Raw genomic sequence first — 19930 nt, 5'->3', positions numbered from 1 at the left:
TGATCGAAGCCGCAAACCTCGTCCTCAAGCGTGATCAGCCCTGGACGCCCGTGATCAACTGACATGGTTGCTCCCCGTTCGCCTGCGCGAACGGGGCGGTGAGGTCAGCTCTCAGCCTTGGCCTTCTTCGCCGGCGCCTTCTTGGCCGCCGGCTTCTTCGCAGCCGCAGCCTTCTTCGGCGCAGCCGCCTTCTTCGCCGGGGCCTTCTTCTTTGGCGCGGCGCCGGCCTTGGCGGCCAGCAGGGGCAGGGCGTCTTCCAGGGTCAGGTCTTCGGGCGCCGTGCCCTTGGGCAGGGTGGCGTTGATCTTGCCTGATTTGACATAGGGCCCGAAGCGGCCGGCCATGACGTGGATCGGCTCGCCCGTCTCCGGGTGGGCGCCCAGGTCCTTCAGCGGAGCCGTGGCGGCGCCGCGACCGGGACGGCCGGCGCGCTTCTCGGCCAGCAGGGCGACGGCGCGGTTCAGACCGACCTCGAACACCTCGTCGATGTCCGAGACGTTCGCATAGGTGCCGGCGTGCAGGACGAAGGGTCCGTAACGGCCCAGGCCCGCCGTGATCATCTTGCCGTCCTCGGGGTGAACCCCGACCTCGCGCGGCAGGGCCAGCAGGCGCAGGGCCTGGTCAAGCGTCAGCGAGGCGGGCGACCAGCCCTTGGGCAGGGACGAGCGTTTGGGCTTGTCGCCCTCGGGCGGCGTGATTTCGACATAGGGGCCGAAACGGCCGATCTTCAGCTGCACCGGCTGGCCGGTCTCGGGATCCATGCCCAGTTCGCGGTCGCCGCTTTCGGCCGATCCGTCCTCAGCCGACGGGCTGGCGACGGGGCGGGTGTATTTGCAGTCCGGGTACCGTTCGCAGCCGATGAAGGCGCCGAACCGGCTGGTCTTCAAGCTGAGCTGGCCCTGATGGCACAGGGGGCATTCGCGCGGGTCGGACCCGTCTTCCTTGGCCGGGAAGATGTGGGCGCCCAGCGACTCGTTCAGGGCGTCCAGAATAGCCGTGGTGCGCAGTTCGCCGGCGGCCTGGGTCGCGGCGTGGAAGTCCGACCAGAACTCGCGCAGCAGCACCTTCCAGTCCAGTTGACCGGCGGACACCTCGTCCAGACGCGTCTCCAGCGCGGCGGTGAAGTCGTATTCGACCCATTTCCGGAAGAATTGCTCCAGGAAGGCCGTGACCAGCCGTCCCTTGTCCTCGGGATAGAAGCGGTTCTTGTCCACCCGCACATATTCGCGGTCGCGCAGGGTCGATAGGGTCGAGGCGTAGGTCGATGGCCGGCCGATGCCCAGCTCTTCCAGCTTCTTGACCAGGGTGGCTTCCGAATAGCGCGGGGGCGGTTCGGTGAAATGCTGATCGGTGCGGATGGTGTCGACCTTGGCCTTGGCGCCTTCCTTCAGCGCGGGCAGGCGGCTGGTGTCGTCGCCCTCATCATCCTCAGCGCCCTTCTGCTTCTCGTCGCGGCCTTCCTCATAGACGGCCAGGAAGCCGTCGAAGGTCACCACCTGGCCGGTGGCGCGCAGGCCGGTCAGGCCGTCCGGGGTCTCGATCTCCACCGTGGTGCGGTCCATGCGGGCCGCCTCCATCTGCGAGGCGACCATCCGTTTCCAGATCAGCTCATAGAGCCGCTGAAGATCGGATTCGAGGCGCAGGCTGTCGGGATGCCGGGCGATGTTCGTCGGCCGGATCGCTTCGTGCGCTTCCTGTGCATTCTTGGCCTTGGTCTTGTAATAGCGCGGCTCTTGCGGAACGAAGGCCGGGCCGAATTCCTTGGCGATGACCTCGCGCGCCTGGGCGATGCCCTCGGGCGTGGTCTGGACGCCGTCGGTCCGCATATAGGTGATCAGACCGCCGGTCTCGTCGACGCCTTCATACAGTTTCTGCGCCGCCTGCATGGTGCGCTGGGCGCTGAAGCCCAGCTTGCGCGACGCCTCCTGTTGCAGGGTCGAGGTGGTGAAGGGCGGGGCCGGGTTGCGGCGGACGGGCTTCTTCTCGACCGAGTTGATGGTGAAGTCGCCGGCGTCGATGGCCGCACGGGCGGCGGCGGCGGTCGCCTCGTCCTTGATGTCCAGTCGCTGGACCCGCTTGCCCGCATGCTTGACCAAGCGGGCGGTGAAGGGCGGGCTGTCGGCGTTCAGGTCGGCCTCGATGGACCAGTATTCCTGCGCCTTGAACTTCTCGATCTCCATCTCGCGATCGACGACGATGCGCAGGGCGACGGATTGGACCCGCCCCGCCGAGCGCGCGCCCGGCAGCTTGCGCCACAGGACCGGCGACAGGGTGAAGCCGACCAGATAGTCCAGCGCCCGGCGGGCCAGATAGGCCTCGACCAGCTCCATGTCGATCTGGCGCGGATTGGCCATGGCCTCGAGGACGGCGGACTTGGTGATGGCGTTGAAGGTGACGCGTTCGACGTGGGTGTCCTTCAGCGCCTTCTTCTTGTTCAGCACCTCGAGCACGTGCCAGCTGATGGCTTCCCCTTCACGGTCAGGGTCGGTCGCCAGGATGACGCGGTCGGCGCGCTTGGCGGCCTCGGCGATTTCGGACAGCCGCTTGGCGCCCTTGGCGTCGGCCTCCCAGTGCATGGAGAAGTCGTCGTCGGGCAGCACCGATCCGTCCTTGGACGGCAGGTCGCGGACGTGGCCGTAGGACGCCAGAACCTCATAGCCGGAGCCGAGGTATTTATTGATGGTCTTGGCCTTTGCGGGGCTCTCGACGATAACGAGGTTCATGCGTGTTCGGTCTCGGGAAGGGGCGCGAACGTGGTTGGAGCGGAGCCATGTGTCAATGCACCGGCCGCCGGACGCCCGTAAACTAGCCCGTAATCTGGGAGTGGGATCAGGCGCTGACTATCACGGATTGAACGCGAGTCCGGAAGAGACTTCACTCTACCGACGCCACTATATCGACGCGAGGCCGCCGGGCAGCAGCTCGGCACGGCCCGCCAGGCTCAGTTCCAGCAGGGCGGCGGCCACCTGGCCCATGGGGGCGTTCAGGGCGCGGGCGATCTCGTCGCGCGGCGTCGGGGTGGGGGACAGGATGGCGGCGACCCGGTCCAGGAAGGCGTCGTCCACCTCGCCATAGTCCATGGGTTCCGACGGCGGCGCGCGCAGGGTGCGCAGGGTGTTGAAGGCGCGCTCGATATCCTCGATCCCCTCGCACAGGATGGCCCCCTGGCGCAGCAGTTCGTTGGGACCCTTGGCGCGCGGGTCCAGCGGCGAGCCGGGCACGGCGAAGACGTCGCGCCCCTGTTCCGCCGCCAGCCGGGCGGTGATCAGCGAGCCGGACTTGATCTCGGCCTCGACCACCACGACGCCGCGCGACAGGCCGGAGATGATGCGGTTGCGCCGGGGGAAGTCTCTCGCCTGGGCGCGGGCGCCGACGGGGCTTTCGGACACCACGCAGCCCTGATCGATCAGCCGGGCGTAGAGGTCGACGTGCTCGGGCGGATAGACGTCGTCCACCCCGCCGCCCAGGACCGCGACGGTCCCGGTCGCCAGGGCGCCTTCGTGGGCCGCGGCGTCGATGCCGCGCGCCATGCCCGACACGACGACATGGCCGGCCTGACCCAGTTGCAGCGCCAGCCCACGCGCGATCCGCTGTCCGCCGGCCGAGGCGATGCGCGCGCCGACGATGGCGACGCTGGGCGCGTTCAGCAGTTCGACCCGACCCCGGGTCCACAGGATCGGCGGGGGCGGATCCAGCGCCGCCAGCATCTCGGGATAGTCGGGATCGCCCAGCACCAGCAGGCGGGCACCGACCCGCTCACCATCGGTCAGTTCGCGCTCGATCTTGGCGACGGGCGGGGGAATGGAGGCAGCACCGGACTTGCGGACCAGATCGGGCAGGACCTCCAGCACGCGAACGGCCGAGCCGTAGCGGCCCAGCAACTGGGAAAAGGCGACGGGACCGATGCGGTCGGTGCGGGCGAGCCGCAGCCGGGCGAACCGTTCGTCCGCCGACAGGCTCACGCCTTTTTGGCCCCGATGCGCGGTTCCTCGCCCTTCAGCAGCCGGGCGATGTTCTCGTGGTGGCGGACCCAGATCAGCACGGCGGCGAAGACAGTCAGGGCGAGGATCGGCATCGCCACCGGCAGGCCGACAGCGGCGAGCGGCAGCAGGGCCAGCAGGGGCGCGGTCGCTGACGAGATCAGGGCCGCCAGCGACGAATAGCGGAAGACGAAGGCGCTGATCAGCCAGACCGCTCCGGCCATCAGGCCCAGGGGCCAGGCGGCGGCCAGCAGCAGACCATAGAAGGTGGCCACGCCCTTGCCGCCCTTGAACTTCAGCCAGACGGGAAACAGGTGGCCCAGGAAGGCCGCGCCGCCGGCGATGGCCCCCGCGACCTCGCTGTCGAACAGGGCGCGCGCGATCAGCAGGGCGACGGCACCCTTGCCTGCGTCCAGCAGCAGGGTGGCCAGGGCCAGGTCCTTGCGCCCGGTGCGCAGCACATTGGTCGCGCCGATATTGCCCGATCCGATATTGCGCACGTCGCCGGCGCCGGCGGCGCGGGTGATCACCACGCCGAACGGAATCGAGCCGAGCAGATAGCCGCCCAGCGCAACCAGCGCCAAGGTCCCGATCGCGGGGCCTGCCAGATCCTGCACGTTGATTCTCTCCCCGGGAAATGCTGCGGCAAAATGCGTCGGCGCGCCTTGCGGAGCAAGGGCGATCCGACCTCTTGACCCAATGATTGACGCAGGGTCAGGTCCGCCCGCCTTGCCGGAGTGCGCCATGACCCGTATCCCCACCGCCGCCGCCCTGATTTTGCTGCTGTCCACCTCGGCTTGCGTCGGCGCGTCTCCCGCCAGCCCGAGCCTCATGGGCGGACCGGCCATGGCCGCCTATTTCGACTGCGTGAGGGACGGCGGCGTGGCCATCTCGGCGCACCGGGCGGTCTCGGCCATGGACCAGCCCGAGAACTCCATCGCCGCCATCGAGGCGACCGGACGGGCCATTCCGGGCGCCGTCCTTGAACTGGACGCGGTCCTGACCAAGGACGGTCATCTGGTCCTGATGCACGACGAGACGATGGACCGGACCACGACCGGACAAGGCCGCGTCGCAGACCTGACCCTGCCCCAGGTCAAGGCCGCCCGCCTCAAGGCCTCGAACGGCGCCTTGACCGACGCCGCGCCCCCCACCCTGTCCGAGGCCCTGGACGCCGCCGGCCGCGTCGGCGCTATCGCCAGTCTGGACCTGAAGCGGGCTGACGGCGGGACCACGGTCGATCTGGCGCGCGCCGTGATCGACCAGGTGCGCCGCTCGGGCGCGCAGAACCGGGTCATACTGATCACCTATAATGACGCCGACGCCCGCGCCGTCGCGGCCCTGGCGCCGGAGATGATGATCTCGGCCGGTCTGGACGGCGTCGAGGATCTGGACGGGCTGAACCCGGCGCAGATCCTGGCCTGGACCGGCACGCGCGAGGAACGCCCCGCCCTGTGGTCGGCCCTGCGTCAGGCGGGGGTCGAGGTCCAGTTCGGCACCCTGGGCGCCGAGGGCCGTCGCCGCGACGACCGCTACGCCGCCGACGGCGACGTCTCGGAATATCGCGACCTGGTCCGCCAGGGCGTCACCGTCATCGCCACCGACACGCCACTGGCGGTCCAGTCGGTTCTGGGGGCGGAGGTCGCCAAGGCCGCGACCTGCCGCCGCCCGCGCTGACGCGACGATTTGCGCTGAATCAAGGGCCTGGCGGCGCAGTTAGGGCAGGAGGAAGATCAGGAGTTCAGCATGCGCGATGATCTGATGTTCGACGTGGCCGTGGTCGGAGCCGGACCGGCGGGCCTGGCCTTCACCCGGTCCCTGGCCGGAGCGGGGCTGACGGTTGCTCTGATCGAGGGACAGGACGAGGCGGCCTTGCGCGACCCGGCCTTCGACGGGCGCGAGATCGCCCTGACCCACAACTCCATCCGTCTGTTGAAGAGCCTGGACGCCTGGGACCAGGTGCCGGCGGATGAGATTTCGGACCTGCGCGAGGCGCGGGTGCTGGACGGCGGCTCGCCCTTCGCCCTGACCTTCGACGCCGGCGGCGCCGACCGGCTGGGCGTCCTGATCCCCAACCACCAGATCCGCCGCGCCCTGTTCGAGGTCGTGGAAGGCCAGCCGGGCGTGACCCTGATGGCCGGGCGGCGGGTGTCGAGCTGCGCCGTCCAGGGCGCCGCCCCGCGCGGGCGGGTCGTGCTGGACGACGGGACGGCGATCCGGGCGAAGCTGATCGTGGCGGCGGATTCGCGCTTTTCGGGCGTGCGCGACCAACTGGGCGTCGGGGTCGAGATGAACCGGCTGGGCCGCTCGATGATGGTCTGCCGGATGCGGCACGACCAGGCGCACCGCCATGTCGCGACCGAATGGTTCGACCATCGCCAGACCGTGGCCCTGCTGCCGGTCGCGGACGTCGAGGAGCGGGTCTCCTCCGTCGTCCTGACCCTGGCCGCCCCCGCCATCGCCGACCTGATGCGCCTGTCGCCCGAAGCCTTTGCAGTCGAGATGGAGCGGCGGCTGAAGGGGCGGCTGACCGGGCTGGAACTGATCGACACGCGTCACGCCTATCCGTTGGCCACGACCTGGAGCCGCCGGTTCGTCGGCGAGGGGTTCGCCCTGATCGGCGACGCCGCCGTGGGCATGCACCCGGTCACGGCCCACGGCTTCAACCTGGGTCTGCGCGGACAGGATACGCTGGCCAAGGTGGTGAGATCGGCGCGCGGCGGGGACATCGGCTCGGAACGCCTGCTGGCCCGTTATGAACGCGACCACCGCCTCGCCAGCTGGCCGCTGTACCAGGGCACCAACGCCCTGGTCCGCCTGTTCACAGAGGAGACGCCCCCGGCCCGTCTGGCGCGCGGAGTGGCGCTGAGAGCCGGGCAGGCGACGGCGCCGTTCAAACGGGTGGTGAAGCGGATGCTGACGGCGTGATCTGACTTTTCGTCATCCTCCGGCGCGACGCGACCGGGGGACCCAGCGGCGCGCGAGAGCGCGAACCTGTCGCGGACCAACTACTTCGACGCGGTGCGGCGGACGCATCGCCTTCGGCGCCGCTGGGTCCCCCGGTCTGCGCCGCGAAGAGGCGGCTTGCCGGAGGATGACGAAAGCAAGGTCAGAAAACCTTCCGCCCCGCCACCCAGGTCCCGATCACCTTGCCCTGCAACCGTCTTCCGTCGAACGGTGAGTTCTTCGACTTCGACCGCAGCTTGTCCGCATCGACGATGATCGGCGCGCCGGGATCGAACAGCACCAGGTCGGCGGGTGCGCCTTCGGCCAGCACCCCGGCGTCCAGGCCCAGCAGGGCCGCCGGTCCCTGGGTCAGGGGACGCAGCACGTCCAGCAGGTCCAGCCCGTCCTCGTGGTGCAGGGTCAGGGCGGCGGGCAGCAGGGTCTCCAGACCCACGGCGCCGGGCGCGGCCTCGGCGAAGGGGCGGCGCTTGTCCTCGGCGGGGGCGGGGGCGTGGGCCGAGGTGATCACGTCGATCAGCCCCTCGCGCACCGCCTCAATCAGGGCCTGACGATCCGCCTCGGAGCGCAGCGGCGGGTCCAGCCGGTAGAAGGTGCGATAGTCGCCGATGTCCACCTCGTTGAAGCACAGGTGGTTGATCGAGACGCTGACCGCGACCTCCAGCCCCTTGGCCCGCGCCCGCGCCAGGGTCTCCAGCGCCCCCTCGGTCGAGATCTGATCGACCAGGAACCGCGCGCCCGTCTGTTCGACCAGGGCCAGATCGCGCTCGAGCCCGATCCGTTCGGCTATGGCCGGGCTGCCGGACAGGCCCAGCCGCGTGGCCAGCTCGCCCGAGGCGGCCACGGCCCCCTCGGTCAGCCAGGGGTCGGACGGGCGGCAGGCGATCAGGGCGTTGAAGGCGGCCGCGTAGCTCATCACCCTCTGCAGGGTGCGGCTGTTGACGATGACCTTGTCGCCGTCGGTGAAATACAGGGCGCCGGCCTCGTCCATCAGGCCGATCTCGGCCATCCGCTGGCCGTCCAGGGCCTTGGTCGCGGCGCCGGCCGCACGGACATTGACCAGGTTCAGGGCCGCGCCGCGACGCTGGATGAAGTCGATCATCGCCGGGTCGTCGACGGCGGGATCGGTGTCGGGCTGAACCACGATGGTGGTCACGCCCCCGGCCGCGGCGGCCAGGCTGGCGGACTTCAGCGTCTCTTTCGGTTCAGCGCCAGGTTCGCCGGTCTTGACCCGGATGTCGATCAGGCCGGGCGCCAGGCAGTGGCCGTCGCAGTCGATGATCTCGAAATCTGTGCCGAGCTCAGTATGAAACTGCCGCTCGAATGCGACTTCTATGATCTTGCCGTGCTGGACGATGAGTGTGGCGGGGCCGTCCCTGCCCGTGGCCGGATCCAGAAGGCGGGCATCCGAAAAGACGATGATGGTGTCGCTCATGCGGCGTCTCCCCAACGGGCCGACAGGGAGGCCAGCACGGCCATGCGGGCGGCGACGCCCATCTCGACCTGATCCTGGATCAGGGAGACGTCCAGGTCGTCGGCCACGTCGGAATCGATCTCGACCCCCCGGTTCATCGGCCCGGGGTGCATGACCCGGGCGCCCGGCTTGGCCCAGGCCAGTTTCTCGCGATCCAGGCCCCAGAAGCGGAAATACTCGCGGGTCGAGGGCACAAGGGCGCCGGCCATCCGCTCCAGCTGAAGCCGCAGCATCATCACCACGTCGCAGCCCGCCAACCCCTCGCGCATGTCGTGAAACACCTCGCAGCCCCAGCGGTCGGCGTCGCCGGGCACCAGGGTCGGCGGCCCGACCAGACGCACTCGCGCCCCCATCATCTGCAACATCGCCACGTTCGACCGCGCCACCCGGCTGTGGGTGATGTCGCCGCAGATGGCGACGGTCAGGCTGGTCACATCCCCGAAGGCGCGACGCATCGACAGCAGGTCCAGCAGGGCCTGGGTCGGGTGTTCGTGGCGGCCGTCCCCGGCGTTGACGACGGCGCAGCCGACCTTCTGGCTCAGCAGCTCCGCCGCGCCCGAGGCCGAGTGGCGGATGACCAGAATGTCCGGCTTCATCGCATTCAGCGTCACCGCCGTATCGATCAGGGTCTCGCCCTTCTTCACCGACGAAGAGGCTACCGGCATGGTGACGACGTCTGCGCCCAGACGTTTGGCGGCGATCTCGAATGAGGAGCTGGTGCGGGTCGAGTTCTCGAAGAACAGGTTCACCACCGTGCGGCCGTGCAGCAGGTCCAAGGCCTTGGACGACTGGCGATTGAAATCCACGAAGGCGTCGCCGAGGTCCAGCAACTGCGGCGTGACGAAGGGATTCAGGTCCGAGGCGGCCAGGAAATGGGCCTTGGGGAACGGAACTAGCCGTTCGCGAATGGTCTGGTCGGTGACGTCGTGGGGCTGGGTCATCGAGACGCGCCTATAGGCGGGAGTCGGCGCAAACGCCAGTGTAGAGCGCCAGTCAGCGCCCCAAATCAGGCGAAGTGGAACAGGGCCAGCAGCACCGGAATGACCACGGCGCTGCCCACGGTGGTCAGGGCGATGACCCCGGCGATCAGGGGCGCATCCCCGCCCATCTGGCGCGCCAGTATGTAGGAGGCGGCCGATCCCGGCGCGGCCCCGCAGATCAGGGCGATCCCCTGGGCCAGACTGTCGCCGCCCAGCGCCCAGGCGATGAACCACATCAGCGGCGGCATGACCCCCAGCTTGACCAGGGTCACGGCGGCGATGGTTCCCTGGCGGCGCTTGACCTCGGCGAACGAAAGCCCCGCCCCGGCGACGATCAGGCCCAGAGGCAGGGCGGCCGCGCCCAGCAGGTCCATGGCGTCCGACAGGCCGGGGATCAGGGGGACGCGCAGCAGGTTCAGCGCCAGACCGATCAGACAGGCCAGCAGGATGGGATTGGCGATCATCGACCTGGCCAGGCCCAGGGCCGACGGCTCGCGCCGCAACGACCCCCATTTGGCCAGCACCGCCACACAGGTGATATTGGTCACCGGAATGATGAAGGCGATGGCGACCGCCGCCATGGCCGTGCCCTCCGAGCCATAGACCGACTGGATCACCGGCACGAAGACGAAACTGTTCCAGCGGATCACCCCCTGGAACACGCTGGTGTAGGCCGGGCCGTCCAGCGGGATCAGCGGCCGTGCCGCGAACGTCGCCGCCGCCACGATCAGGGTCGCCCCCACCGCCGCAGCCCCCGCCACCGTCGCCCCGCCGCCCGACAGATCGGCATGCCAGATCGCGGGGATCAGGAAGCTGGGATAGAAGATGTTGATCGACAGCTTCTCGATCGGCCGCCAGGCCTCATCGGGCAGGAAGCCGGATTTTCGCAGCCCATAACCCAGGGCGATCATCAGAAAGACCGGCAGGACGCCGGCGATCAGCCCCGTCAAACCCAGGTCGCCTGATCCCGCACCCGATCCAGCGCCCCCTGCAAGATCCAGGCGGCGGCGGTGCGGTCCACGACCTGGGCGCGGCGCTTGCGGTTCAGGTCCAGGTCCTCGATCAGGAACCGCTCGACCGCGCTGGTGGACAGCCGCTCGTCCCAGAAGGCGACGTTGATGGGCCGCAGCCGCTCCAGATTGCGGGCGAAGGCGCGGCACGACTGGGCGCGCGGCCCCTCGGTTCCGTCCATATTGGCGGGCAGACCGATCACCAGGGCCGAGACCTTGCGATGCGCCATCAGCTTGAACAGCTGCTCGGCTTCCAGCGTGAACTTGGACTTGCGGATCAGCTCCAGCGGCGAGGCGATCAGGCGCGTGGCGTCCGACACCGCCACCCCAATGGTCTTCTCGCCCAGATCCAGCCCCATCCACGGCGTGTCGGGCGGGCAGGCGGCGGGCAGGTCGAGGAGGTCAAGAACGGGCACGGCCTGCGGTTAGGACCGGCGCGCAGGGAAGTCAAAGGCGGAGGCTTATGGAAACAGCGTCAGGGCCGGCAGTCGCGGCTGTAGGCTTCGTCGTAAGGCTTGTCGAAACAGGCCAGAAAGCCGTCGAGCACATCGAGGTTGAGCGGCCAGCTTAGCTCACGTCCATATTGGGTTTTAAACCTCGCCGCATCCTCTTCGAATCCCGGGGGAGGCGGAACGGCCGCGAGACGGTCTCGAGCGGCTTGCAACGCGGCGCGGTCCTTGAGCAGGAAGGCCACCGTTCCGATCGCATAGTCCGCCTTACCGTCGCCGATGGGATCAGGACTGACCCCCGCCAGCAGCAGCCGCACGGCATGATCCGTCTGGCCCAAGGCGGCTCGGACTTGGCCCTCGTGCCAATAGTTGGTGTGAAGCTGGTCGCTGGTCATGTCTCTCCAGCGCGCCTTGCGATAGGCGGCCAGAAGCTCAACGGCCGTGTCGCGGCATTCGCGCCTGTTCCCGAGCGGACGCCAACCTCCCTCCATGTCTTGATCGAAAGCTTGAGGCGACAGGGCCAGCATCGCCTCCCTGTCGTAGGCGCAGGGCGTGGGCGCGGGGACAGACTGCAAGACGGCGGCGGCTATGGCGGCGACGAACATGGCCTGTCTTGTAGTTGCGCGAAGCCAAAGCAAGACGTGTGACTGTGGCGTCAATGCGGCCGGACGTTTGGCGCTCGCCGCCCATGCCGCATCTCGTCCTGCTGAGGCGCAGAGCGTGTCGGCGGAGTGACGTGGCAGGCCCGGAATTTATTTGCCCATCATGCCGATGTACGGCCAGGCAAGGCTTTCAGGCGCATTTTGCGTACCCAACCCAACGGCCCTCCAGGCGAGGCTATAGTGTCAGGTCATAAACGCGGGAGGTGCGCTGTGAAGTGGATTTGGCAGGTTTGGCGCGTTTGGCAGCTTGTCACCCTGTTTTGCGCCAAGGCGCCCGGCGCCGCCACGGTTGAAGGCGAACACCGGCTCGTTCTTGTGAATCCCCGCCTGTGCCGCTAATCCCGCCCCCTAGACCCCTTTATCGACGTGCATTGGAGGGCCGCATGGCCATCGACGCTGCGACGGTGCGCAAGGTTGCGCATCTCGCCCGCATCAAGACCCCCGAGGATCGGCTGGAGCCGCTGGCCCAGGAGCTGAACGGCATCCTGCAGTGGATCGAACAGTTGAACGAGGTCGATGTCGACGGCGTCGAGCCCATGACCTCGAACGTCGCCCAGCCCCTGCGCCTGCGCGAAGACGTGGTCACCGACGGCGGCAAGATCGACGCCGTCCTGTCCAACGCCCCGAAGTCGGCCGACGGCTTCTTCGTCGTGCCCAAGGTGGTCGAATAATCATGAGCGACCTGACCAAACTGACCCTGAAGGGCGCCGTCGACGGCCTGAAGGCCAAGGACTTTTCCTCGGCCGAGATCACCCAGGCCTTCCTGACCAAGATCGAGGCCGCCAATCCGACCCTGAACGCCTATGTCGAGGTGACGGCGGACAAGGCCATGGACATGGCCCGCGCCTCCGACGCCCGCATCGCCTCGGGCGAGGGCGGGGCGCTGGAAGGCGCGCCGCTGGGCATCAAGGACCTGTTCTGCACTGAGGGCGTGCAGACCACGGCCGGCTCCAACATGCTGCGCGGCTTCGTCCCGCCCTATGAATCGACCGTCACCGCCAATCTGTGGCGCGACGGGGCGGTCATGCTGGGCAAGCTGAACATGGACGAATTCGCCATGGGCTCGTCGAACGAGACCTCGGCCTTCGGTCCGGTCAAGAATCCGTGGAAGTCCACCGGCTCGAATGCCGATCTGACGCCGGGCGGATCCTCGGGCGGTTCGGCCTCGGCCGTCGCCGCCGACCTGTGCCTGGCCGCCACAGCGTCCGACACCGGCGGCTCGATCCGCCAGCCCGCCGCCTTCACCGGCACGGTCGGGATCAAGCCCACCTATGGCCGCGCCAGCCGCTTCGGCATGGTGGCCTTCGCCTCATCGCTGGACCAGGCCGGCCCGATCACCAAGACGGTCGAGGATGCGGCCCTGCTGCTGCAATCCATGTGCTCGTTCGACGCCAAGGATTCGACCAGCCTGGACGTCCCGACGCCCGACTGGACCGCTTCGGTCGGCAAGTCGGTCAAGGGCCTGCGCATCGGCGTGCCGCGCGAATATGTCGTGGACGGCATGCCGGCCGAAATCCAGGCCCTGTGGGATCAGGGCGTGGCCTGGCTGAAGGACGCGGGCTGTGAGATCGTCGAGATCAGCCTGCCGCACACGAAGTATGCCCTGCCGACCTATTATATCGTCGCCCCGGCCGAGGCCTCGTCTAACCTGGCCCGTTACGACGGCATGCGGTTCGGCCACCGGGCGGATCAGTTCAGCTCGCTGGACGACCTCTACGCCACCTCGCGCGCCGAGGGCTTCGGCAAGGAGGTCCAGCGTCGCCTGACCATCGGCGCCTATGTGCTGTCGGCCGGCTTCTACGACGCCTACTATGTCCGCGCCCTGAAGGTGCGTCGCCGCATCGCCGAGGACTTCGACAATGTCTGGGGCCAGGTGGACGCCATCCTGACCCCCTCGACCCCGTCGGCCGCCTTCGCTCTGGGCGACAAGCAGATCGACCCCCTGACCATGTATCTGAACGACGTCTTCACGGTCACGACCAACCTGGCCGGCCTGCCGGGCATCTCGGTCCCCGCCGGCGTCGATTCCGGCGGCCTCCCGCTGGGTCTCCAGGTCATCGGCAAGGCCCTGGACGAGGCCACGGTCTTCCAGGTCGGCGCGGCGCTGGAAAGCGCTGCGGGCTTTACGGCCAAGCCTGGGCAGTGGTGGTAGAGTCGCCAATCTAGGATTGACGGCGAAAGCCAAGCTAGCCGATGATCCGACTCCAAGAGGGGCTTGATCATGAAGAAGTTAGCCATGATCGCGGGGGCTTTGGCCCTCGCGATGCAATCCAGTGCAGCGACGGCTGGTATTTATGCAGACGATCTGACGCGCTGTTTGGTTGGTTCGACCACGGCGTCTGATCGCATCAGTTTCGTGAGATGGGTGTTCGCGGCAATGTCGGCGCATGATGCTGTCGCGTCTCTATCGACGGTGACACCCGAGCAGCGGGCAACCATGACGGAAGAGACCACTAATATCTTCCAACGCCTTATCCTGACAGACTGTCGCGAGCAGTCGTCGAACGCAATCAAATATGAGGGCGCTGGGACGCTAGCGGCCAGTTTCGAAGTTGTTGGTCAAGTCGCCATGGGCGACCTAATGCGTGATCCGCATGTTGCGGCTGTCTTTTCCAGCATGCAGTCCTACATAGATGAGGACAAATGGGAGACGTTCGTGCGCGATACTACGGGGCATGCGCCGAATTGAAGAGAGCGGCCAACCGCTGATGGCCGCTCTCATAATCTTTACTCCGCAGGAAGCGCCTTAAGGTCGGCGTCGATGGCGGCGATCTTCTCGTCGGTGATGTGGCCCTGCGAGTAGGGCGCGACCTGGCGAAGGGTCATGCCTTTGAACTGGCCATAGGCGGGATGCTTGTCCATTCCCGGCAGGTGCTTCTCCACCACCGCCTTGGTCGCCGGATCGGCCAGCAGGGCCTCGATAGAGCTTTCGACGGTCGGATGGGCGGCATGGCTCTCGTCATGCGCGTGTTCTGGCGCAGTGGCGGGGGCGGTCTGGGCGGAGGCGGCGCCGACCAGAAGCAGGGAGGCCGCAGCGGCGGCGAACAGGGTCTTGGACATGGGATTCTCCATTGAGGCCACCGATGTTGAGCGCGATTTCGCGACACCCTCAAGACAGTTGTCCCCGACCTTTACCTTATCGGCCTGTCCAACGATGATGAACGCATGGCTAAGTTGACCCGACCCTTCCGCCGTTTTGTCGTGATCATCTATTGGGTCGTGTTGCCCCTGTGTCTTGCGGCATTGGCGGTGTCTTTCGTGACAGTCAGTGAGGACGGACAGTATCAACCAGAATGGCGACTCGCTCTTGGAGCCGCCCTTATGGCTCTGCTTGTTGGCTGGCGCCTGAAGCTGAATAGCCGCGCTTTGGGCGCCGGGACCCGTTTCCCGTCGGCAGGACGAGTGATGACCGTTTTTGCCCCTCTGGGGGCGCTCGCGGCGCTCGGCTGGCTTCTTATTCTATTGGGCGTGGCGTGGGTGGGCCTCGGTATTTGGGTTCTATCTGACTTGAATAACGCCGATGCCCTGTTCCCGGTCGAGCCCGACACGTGGAGCGCCAAAGTGACGGCAGGAATGCTGATGATCTTTGGTCTTGTTGCAGTTTGCCTTGGCGCTGTACCCAACTGGTTTTTCTGGCGACTGTTTCGCCGTAGAGTGCCGGAATCGACTTCCCCGGAGGCCGTAGTCGACTTAGAAGTCCTGCATGACTGAGACCGCTACGAACTCGAAAACGATCAAGGGCCGCACCGGCGATTGGGAAATCGTCATGGGGCTGGAGATCCACGCCCAGGTGGCCTCCAAGGCCAAACTCTTCTCCGGCGCCGCCGTCGGCTTCGGCGCGGGGCCGAACGAACAGGTGTCCCTGGTGGACGCCGGCTTCCCCGGCATGCTGCCGACCCTGAACAAGCACTGCGTCGAACAGGCCGTTCGGACCGGCCTGGGCCTGCGCGCGCAGATCAACAAGCGCAGCCAGTTCGACCGCAAGAACTACTTCTATCCCGATCTGCCCACGGGCTATCAGATCAGCCAGCTCTATTATCCGATCGTCGGCGAAGGCGTGGTCGAGGTGGAGGCCGAGGACGGCAGCTTCTTCAACGTCGGCATCGAGCGCCTGCACCTGGAACAGGATGCGGGCAAGCTGATCCACGACCTGTCGCCGACCGAGAGCTATGTCGACCTGAACCGCGCTGGCACCGCCCTGATGGAGATCGTCTCGCGCCCCGACCTGCGCACGCCGGAAGAGGCGGTCGCCTATGTGAAGAAGATCCGGACCATCCTGATCTACCTGGGCACCTGCGACGGCGACATGGAGAAGGGCAATCTGCGCGCCGACGTGAACGTGTCCGTCTGCCGCGCCGGCAACTACGAAAAGTTCAAGGCCAGCGGCGATTTCAGCTTCCTGGGCACGCGCTGCGAGATCAAGAACGTCAACTCGTTCCGCTTCATCTCCCAGGCGATCCAGTACGAGGCGCGCCGCCAGATCGAGATCCTTGAGGACGGCGGTTCGATCACTCAGGAGACGCGCCTGTTCGACCCGACCAAGGGCGAGACGCGTTCGATGCGCTCGAAAGAAGAGGCGCAGGACTATCGCTATTTCCCCGATCCCGACCTGCTGCCGCTGGATCTGGAAGAGGCCTGGATCGCCGAGATCAAGGCGTCCCTGCCTGAGCTGCCGGACGAGAAGCGCAAGCGGCTGATGAGCGAATATGGCCTGTCCCAGTACGACGCCATCGTCCTGATCTCGGAACAGGCCAAGGCGGACTATTTCGAGGCCGCCGCGAAGGGGCGCGACGCCAAGCTGGTGTCCAACTGGGTCACCAACGAGGTCTCGGCGCGTCTGGCCGCCGACGGCAAGGACTTCAGCGAGAACCCGCTGCCGGCCGCCCATGTGGCCCAACTGGTCGAGCTGATCGAGACGAACGTCATCTCGTCGAAGATCGCCAAGGAGGTGTTCGATCACGTCTGGAACGGCGAGGGATCGCCGGCCGAGGTGGTCGAGAAACACGGTCTGAAACAGGTCACCGACACCGGCGCCATCGAGAAGGCGGTGGACGAGATCATCGCCGCCAATCCAGACAAGGCGGCCGCCGTCGCCGAGAAGCCCCAGGCCCTGGGCTGGTTCGTCGGCCAGGTCATGAAGGCGACGGGCGGCAAGGCCAATCCGGCCGCGGTCAACGACATCCTCAAGGCCAAGCTGGGTCTTTGATTTTTGGGGGCTGCGGCCCCCAAACCCCCGGCTGGTCGCTAACGCTCGCGGCGCGGCCGCTCTCTGCTTGAGCGACCCATTCTAGTAAGAAGGCCCGGAGAGCGATCTCCGGGCCTTCTTCGTCGAGACTACCAACGCCAAGCGTCTTGGATCACGTCGATGATGTAGCCGTCACGCTCGTCGATCAGATAGATCGTATTATCGACCAGGACCCAACGCGCCCCCTCCGGCGGATAGCCGAGACCATAGGTGCGCCAGTCGTCCAGTCGATACCGCCAGAAGGTGTCCGGCAGATAGTCGCCGGCCGACCAGTCGCGGCTCCAATAGGAGCGGGGCACGCTGTAGTAGCCCCAGCCCGGCGCGAAATAGAACCCCATGCGGACGCCGCTGTAGCCATGGAAGCGACGGTCGTTACGCCACCAGTCGGACCGGTGGTTGCGATAGAAGTCGCGCCGCCACTGATCGCTGCTGAAGCGACGGCGGAATTCGTCGTGCCGGTCGCGGTTCTGGTTCCAGCCGGAGCCGGGCCGGTGGGGCTGGCCGGGCCGCGTGTGACCATTGTCGGGCCGATCCGGCCGGTTCCAGCCGCCGTCCGGGCGATGGGGCCGCCCGCCGCTGTCGCCCGGGCGATCCGGTCGGCCGCCGCTTGACGGGCGGTCAGGGCGAGATCCGCCGGTCTGGGGGCGGTCGGGGCGAGTCCAGCCGCCCTCGGGACGGTCGGGACGAGGCGGCCGACCGGGGTTGGCGCCTTCCGGGCGGCCGGGCCTGACGTCGGGACGATCCGGCCGTGCGCCGCCGTAATTCGGACGATCGGGCCTGTCTTCGCCTGTCTGCGGGCGGTCCGGACGCGCCGGCCGTGTCTCACCGAAACCGGGGCGCTCCGGACGGGGCCGCTCGGGACGCGCAGGGGCTTCCGGCCGGGACTGCAAAGTACGGTTCGGCGCGGGACGCTCTCCCCGCGTGATCTGCGGCCTCTGGGGGCGGTCGGCGTCGCGTTGTTCGCGATCGACCTGACGGTCCTGGGCCAGGGCCTGTATCGGTGCGGCCAGCGGGGCGCACAGGGCGGCGACGGCGGTGAAAGCCATCAGGAGGCGTTTCATGGTCTTTTTTCCTGCACGCTGGTTTTCCAGCGGCTTAAGGTGATGATCGCGCTTGGTCGATGAACCCCGGCTGAATGCCGTTCGGGGGACGCCCCAGACAAAAGCCCCGCGAGATTTCCTCGCGGGGCTTGTCGGCTCAACGGCTTGGCGTCCTCAATAGACGTTGGACAGGACGCTGGCGATCAGGCCCGTGGCGACCGCGACCATCAGAATGTCGCTGCCGGCGTGGACGTAGCGATAGCCGCGAGGCGGTTCGCGAAGACCATAGAAATACGGGTCGCGGACATAATAGGTCCGGTACTGCGGCGGCAGATAGCCGCCCGTCCGCCAGCGATAGCCGTAATAACGGGGCTCGACCCGGTAATAGCCGTAGCTGGGCGCGTACCAGTATCCCGAGCGCGGGCCGTTGTAGCCCCGGAAGTCCGATCGGCCGCGCCACCAGTTGCGATTGTTGCGGTCCCAGCGGTCATCGCGGCGTTCGTGGCGGAAGTCGCGACGGTCGTCCCACCGGTCATGACGATAATCCTGCCGATTGTCGTAGCGGCCCTGACGCCAGTCACGACGGTCGTCGCGGCGTTCCGAGCGGTAGTCTCGCCGGTCGTCGCGGCGGTCCTGGCGATATTCCCGACGATCGTCGCGGCTCTGCGCCTCGGCCAGCAGGGGAACGGCCGTGGTGGACAGGGCGATAGCGACAACAGCGGCCTTGGTGAGGCGGTTCATCTGCGTGCTCCATTCTGGGCCGCCGACGGAAACGACGAACTGGCCCGTTAATGAAGTGAAGGTCGGATTTCGCGCCTGAACGCGTCCTGAATGACCGTGTCAGGATCGAAATGCGGATTGCGGCTGCGTGTCACGGCCCCCAGATGCGAGGCACGCCACAGGAAAGACCGCCGCAATGACCGCTCCGATCCAGCTCTGGTACTGGCCCACGCCGAATGGATGGAAGGTGTCCATCGCGCTGGAGGAGATGGGGCTGGCCTATGAGGTCAAGCCGGTGAACATCGGAACGGGTGAACAGTTCGAGCCTGGGTTCCAGGCCATCAGTCCGAACGGCCGCATGCCCGCCATCGTCGATCCGGAGGGGCCGGGCGGCCAACCGATCTCGATCTTCGAATCCGGCGCAATCCTGCAGTATCTCGGTGACAAATCCGGCCGCTTCTATCCGACCGAGGCGCGAGCGCGCGTCGAGGTGAACCAGTGGCTGTTCTGGCAGGTCGGAGGCCTGGGGCCGATGGCGGGCCAGACCCATCATTTCCGCCAGTATGCGCCCGCCATGATCCGCGACCAGCGCCAGATCGCCTATGGGGTGCAGCGCTATACGAACGAGACGCACCGTCTGTATGGCGTCATGGATCGACGCCTGAAGGACCGCGACTATCTGGCGGGCGACTATTCCATCGCCGACATGGCCGCCTGGCCGTGGATATTGCCGACGCTGCAGGGGCAGACTCTGGCGGACTTTCCGCATCTGGCGGCCTGGATGGATCGGGTCGGGTCGAGGCCCGCGGTCAAGGCCGGGCGTGCTCTGCTGGAAGATCGGCGTGGAAACGCCGGCGCGGCGGGCAAGGACGCCGAGGCGGCGCGCAGGGTCCTGTTCGGTCAGCGGGCCACCAAGACGTAAACAAGCCCTTTCCAAATCGTATCGGAACGCTGAACACTTTTCCCAGTATTCATTCCTGCTTTACTTAAAAGTTTGGCGGCGCCTTGCGCCGTTAACTTTAACTTCAAACCGGCGGTATTTGATGCTCTATCAGAGGCGGGCCCAGAACGACGCCCGTTCAGGAGATACGGTAATGAACGCGCAAGAAATGGCGCACGACCTGCAGGCCGACGTGGAAGTCGTGTCCTTGCCGCTGCCGACCGTCGACATGTCGGGCGACGACCTGTTCAAGCTGGGCATGATGTATTCGGCCGGTTCGGGCGGTTGCCCGATGGACCGGGTCTCGGCCCACATGATCTTCAACCTGGCCGCCATGAAGGGTTCGATCGAGGCGCGCGTCTATCGCCGCGAGATGAGCCAGGAGATGGAGCGCGAAGAGATCGCCGAGGCCCAGAAGGCCGCCCGTCGCTATATCGACGCCGGCGTGGTGCGGCTGGCCGCCTGA

At 67.1% G+C, this 19930-nt stretch carries 20 protein-coding genes; 9 read left to right on the top strand and 11 right to left on the bottom strand.

Going from position 1 to position 19930, the window contains the following annotated elements; genetic code table 11:
* Positions 1-104: 104 nt before the first annotated feature.
* From topA to plsY, 3 genes are all read right to left on the bottom strand, one after another.
* Entirely contained in the window at positions 105-2723 is a 2619-nt protein-coding gene (gene topA / locus AC07NC_RS07155; protein ID WP_494569074.1) for a type I DNA topoisomerase, read from the bottom strand.
* Between the two features lie 168 nt (positions 2724-2891).
* Positions 2892-3962 (bottom strand): DNA-processing protein DprA, encoded by a 1071-nt coding sequence (dprA, locus tag AC07NC_RS07150; RefSeq protein ID WP_494569073.1) that lies wholly within the window; start codon positions 3960-3962, stop codon positions 2892-2894.
* On the bottom strand, positions 3959-4597 hold the full coding sequence (gene plsY / locus AC07NC_RS07145) for a glycerol-3-phosphate 1-O-acyltransferase PlsY (RefSeq protein ID WP_494569072.1): 639 nt from the start codon (positions 4595-4597) through the stop codon (positions 3959-3961). The genes dprA and plsY overlap by 4 nt, the downstream gene beginning before the upstream one ends.
* A gap of 127 nt (positions 4598-4724) precedes the next feature.
* Between plsY and AC07NC_RS07140 the strand changes: the two genes are divergently transcribed.
* On the top strand, positions 4725-5657 hold the full coding sequence (locus AC07NC_RS07140; protein WP_494569071.1) for a glycerophosphodiester phosphodiesterase family protein: 933 nt from the start codon (positions 4725-4727) through the stop codon (positions 5655-5657).
* A gap of 69 nt (positions 5658-5726) precedes the next feature.
* Positions 5727-6908, top strand: coding sequence for a 5-demethoxyubiquinol-8 5-hydroxylase UbiM (gene ubiM / locus AC07NC_RS07135; RefSeq protein WP_494569070.1), 1182 nt, complete (start codon positions 5727-5729; stop codon positions 6906-6908).
* A 181-nt stretch (positions 6909-7089) separates the two neighbouring features.
* Here ubiM and pyrC read toward each other — a convergent pair whose 3' ends face one another.
* From pyrC to AC07NC_RS07110, 5 genes are all read right to left on the bottom strand, one after another.
* Entirely contained in the window at positions 7090-8379 is a 1290-nt protein-coding gene (gene pyrC, locus AC07NC_RS07130) for a dihydroorotase (protein ID WP_494569069.1), read from the bottom strand.
* Positions 8376-9359: an aspartate carbamoyltransferase catalytic subunit gene (locus AC07NC_RS07125; protein ID WP_494569068.1), complete on the bottom strand. Its 984-nt coding sequence runs from the start codon at positions 9357-9359 to the stop codon at positions 8376-8378. The genes pyrC and AC07NC_RS07125 overlap by 4 nt, the downstream gene beginning before the upstream one ends.
* A 65-nt stretch (positions 9360-9424) precedes the next feature.
* Positions 9425-10348 (bottom strand): AEC family transporter, encoded by a 924-nt coding sequence (locus tag AC07NC_RS07120; protein WP_494569067.1) that lies wholly within the window; start codon positions 10346-10348, stop codon positions 9425-9427.
* Positions 10345-10824 (bottom strand): Holliday junction resolvase RuvX, encoded by a 480-nt coding sequence (ruvX, locus tag AC07NC_RS07115; RefSeq protein ID WP_409715049.1) that lies wholly within the window; start codon positions 10822-10824, stop codon positions 10345-10347. The genes AC07NC_RS07120 and ruvX overlap by 4 nt, the downstream gene beginning before the upstream one ends.
* 59 nt (positions 10825-10883) lie before the next feature.
* On the bottom strand, positions 10884-11462 hold the full coding sequence (locus AC07NC_RS07110; protein WP_494569066.1) for a hypothetical protein: 579 nt from the start codon (positions 11460-11462) through the stop codon (positions 10884-10886).
* A 440-nt stretch (positions 11463-11902) separates the two neighbouring features.
* Between AC07NC_RS07110 and gatC the strand changes: the two genes are divergently transcribed.
* The 3 genes from gatC to AC07NC_RS07095 all read left to right on the top strand — a co-directional run bounded on the left by gatC (position 11903) and on the right by AC07NC_RS07095 (position 14208).
* Positions 11903-12190, top strand: a complete 288-nt coding sequence (gene gatC / locus AC07NC_RS07105) for an Asp-tRNA(Asn)/Glu-tRNA(Gln) amidotransferase subunit GatC (protein WP_008261275.1) — start codon at positions 11903-11905, stop codon at positions 12188-12190.
* Positions 12191-12192: 2 nt separating this feature from the next.
* A complete protein-coding gene (gatA, locus tag AC07NC_RS07100; RefSeq protein ID WP_494569065.1) occupies positions 12193-13671 on the top strand; it encodes an Asp-tRNA(Asn)/Glu-tRNA(Gln) amidotransferase subunit GatA in 1479 nt (492 codons plus the stop codon).
* Positions 13672-13740: 69 nt separating this feature from the next.
* Positions 13741-14208, top strand: coding sequence for a hypothetical protein (locus AC07NC_RS07095; RefSeq protein WP_494569064.1), 468 nt, complete (start codon positions 13741-13743; stop codon positions 14206-14208).
* 38 nt (positions 14209-14246) lie between these two features.
* Here AC07NC_RS07095 and AC07NC_RS07090 read toward each other — a convergent pair whose 3' ends face one another.
* A complete protein-coding gene (locus AC07NC_RS07090) occupies positions 14247-14579 on the bottom strand; it encodes a hypothetical protein (protein ID WP_494569063.1) in 333 nt (110 codons plus the stop codon).
* 105 nt (positions 14580-14684) lie between these two features.
* Between AC07NC_RS07090 and AC07NC_RS07085 the strand changes: the two genes are divergently transcribed.
* Entirely contained in the window at positions 14685-15230 is a 546-nt protein-coding gene (locus AC07NC_RS07085; RefSeq protein WP_494569062.1) for a hypothetical protein, read from the top strand.
* Positions 15223-16725, top strand: a complete 1503-nt coding sequence (gene gatB / locus AC07NC_RS07080; protein ID WP_494569061.1) for an Asp-tRNA(Asn)/Glu-tRNA(Gln) amidotransferase subunit GatB — start codon at positions 15223-15225, stop codon at positions 16723-16725. The genes AC07NC_RS07085 and gatB overlap by 8 nt, the downstream gene beginning before the upstream one ends.
* Positions 16726-16853: 128 nt before the next feature.
* Here gatB and AC07NC_RS07075 read toward each other — a convergent pair whose 3' ends face one another.
* On the bottom strand, positions 16854-17825 hold the full coding sequence (locus AC07NC_RS07075) for an RcnB family protein (protein ID WP_494569060.1): 972 nt from the start codon (positions 17823-17825) through the stop codon (positions 16854-16856).
* A gap of 153 nt (positions 17826-17978) precedes the next feature.
* Positions 17979-18545 (bottom strand): RcnB family protein, encoded by a 567-nt coding sequence (locus tag AC07NC_RS07070; RefSeq protein WP_154726217.1) that lies wholly within the window; start codon positions 18543-18545, stop codon positions 17979-17981.
* Between the two features lie 175 nt (positions 18546-18720).
* Between AC07NC_RS07070 and AC07NC_RS07065 the strand changes: the two genes are divergently transcribed.
* Complete coding sequence (locus AC07NC_RS07065; protein WP_291755626.1) at positions 18721-19446, top strand: glutathione S-transferase N-terminal domain-containing protein; 726 nt, start codon at positions 18721-18723, stop codon at positions 19444-19446.
* A 172-nt stretch (positions 19447-19618) separates the two neighbouring features.
* A complete protein-coding gene (locus tag AC07NC_RS07060; RefSeq protein ID WP_008262819.1) occupies positions 19619-19930 on the top strand; it encodes a hypothetical protein in 312 nt (103 codons plus the stop codon).

It is taken from the genome of Brevundimonas sp. GW821-FHT10A07 (assembly GCF_059415785.1).
This window is presented reverse-complemented; position numbering and strand designations above follow the sequence as displayed.

Bases quoted from the DNA above. Each gene is read 5' to 3' on its own strand.
- AC07NC_RS07110 (WP_494569066.1), bottom strand. From the start codon at position 11,462: ATGTTCGTCGCCGCCATAGCCGCCGCCGTCTTGCAGTCTGTCCCCGCG.
- gatA (WP_494569065.1), top strand. From the start codon at position 12,193: ATGAGCGACCTGACCAAACTGACCCTGAAGGGCGCCGTCGACGGCCTG.
- AC07NC_RS07095 (WP_494569064.1), top strand. From the start codon at position 13,741: ATGAAGAAGTTAGCCATGATCGCGGGGGCTTTGGCCCTCGCGATGCAA.
- gatC (WP_008261275.1), top strand. From the start codon at position 11,903: ATGGCCATCGACGCTGCGACGGTGCGCAAGGTTGCGCATCTCGCCCGC.
- AC07NC_RS07060 (WP_008262819.1), top strand. From the start codon at position 19,619: ATGAACGCGCAAGAAATGGCGCACGACCTGCAGGCCGACGTGGAAGTC.
- AC07NC_RS07090 (WP_494569063.1), bottom strand. From the start codon at position 14,579: ATGTCCAAGACCCTGTTCGCCGCCGCTGCGGCCTCCCTGCTTCTGGTC.
- AC07NC_RS07125 (WP_494569068.1), bottom strand. From the start codon at position 9,359: ATGACCCAGCCCCACGACGTCACCGACCAGACCATTCGCGAACGGCTA.
- pyrC (WP_494569069.1), bottom strand. From the start codon at position 8,379: ATGAGCGACACCATCATCGTCTTTTCGGATGCCCGCCTTCTGGATCCG.
- AC07NC_RS07065 (WP_291755626.1), top strand. From the start codon at position 18,721: ATGACCGCTCCGATCCAGCTCTGGTACTGGCCCACGCCGAATGGATGG.
- AC07NC_RS07075 (WP_494569060.1), bottom strand. From the start codon at position 17,825: ATGAAACGCCTCCTGATGGCTTTCACCGCCGTCGCCGCCCTGTGCGCC.
- topA (WP_494569074.1), bottom strand. From the start codon at position 2,723: ATGAACCTCGTTATCGTCGAGAGCCCCGCAAAGGCCAAGACCATCAAT.
- AC07NC_RS07140 (WP_494569071.1), top strand. From the start codon at position 4,725: ATGACCCGTATCCCCACCGCCGCCGCCCTGATTTTGCTGCTGTCCACC.
- AC07NC_RS07070 (WP_154726217.1), bottom strand. From the start codon at position 18,545: ATGAACCGCCTCACCAAGGCCGCTGTTGTCGCTATCGCCCTGTCCACC.
- ubiM (WP_494569070.1), top strand. From the start codon at position 5,727: ATGCGCGATGATCTGATGTTCGACGTGGCCGTGGTCGGAGCCGGACCG.
- gatB (WP_494569061.1), top strand. From the start codon at position 15,223: ATGACTGAGACCGCTACGAACTCGAAAACGATCAAGGGCCGCACCGGC.
- AC07NC_RS07085 (WP_494569062.1), top strand. From the start codon at position 14,685: ATGGCTAAGTTGACCCGACCCTTCCGCCGTTTTGTCGTGATCATCTAT.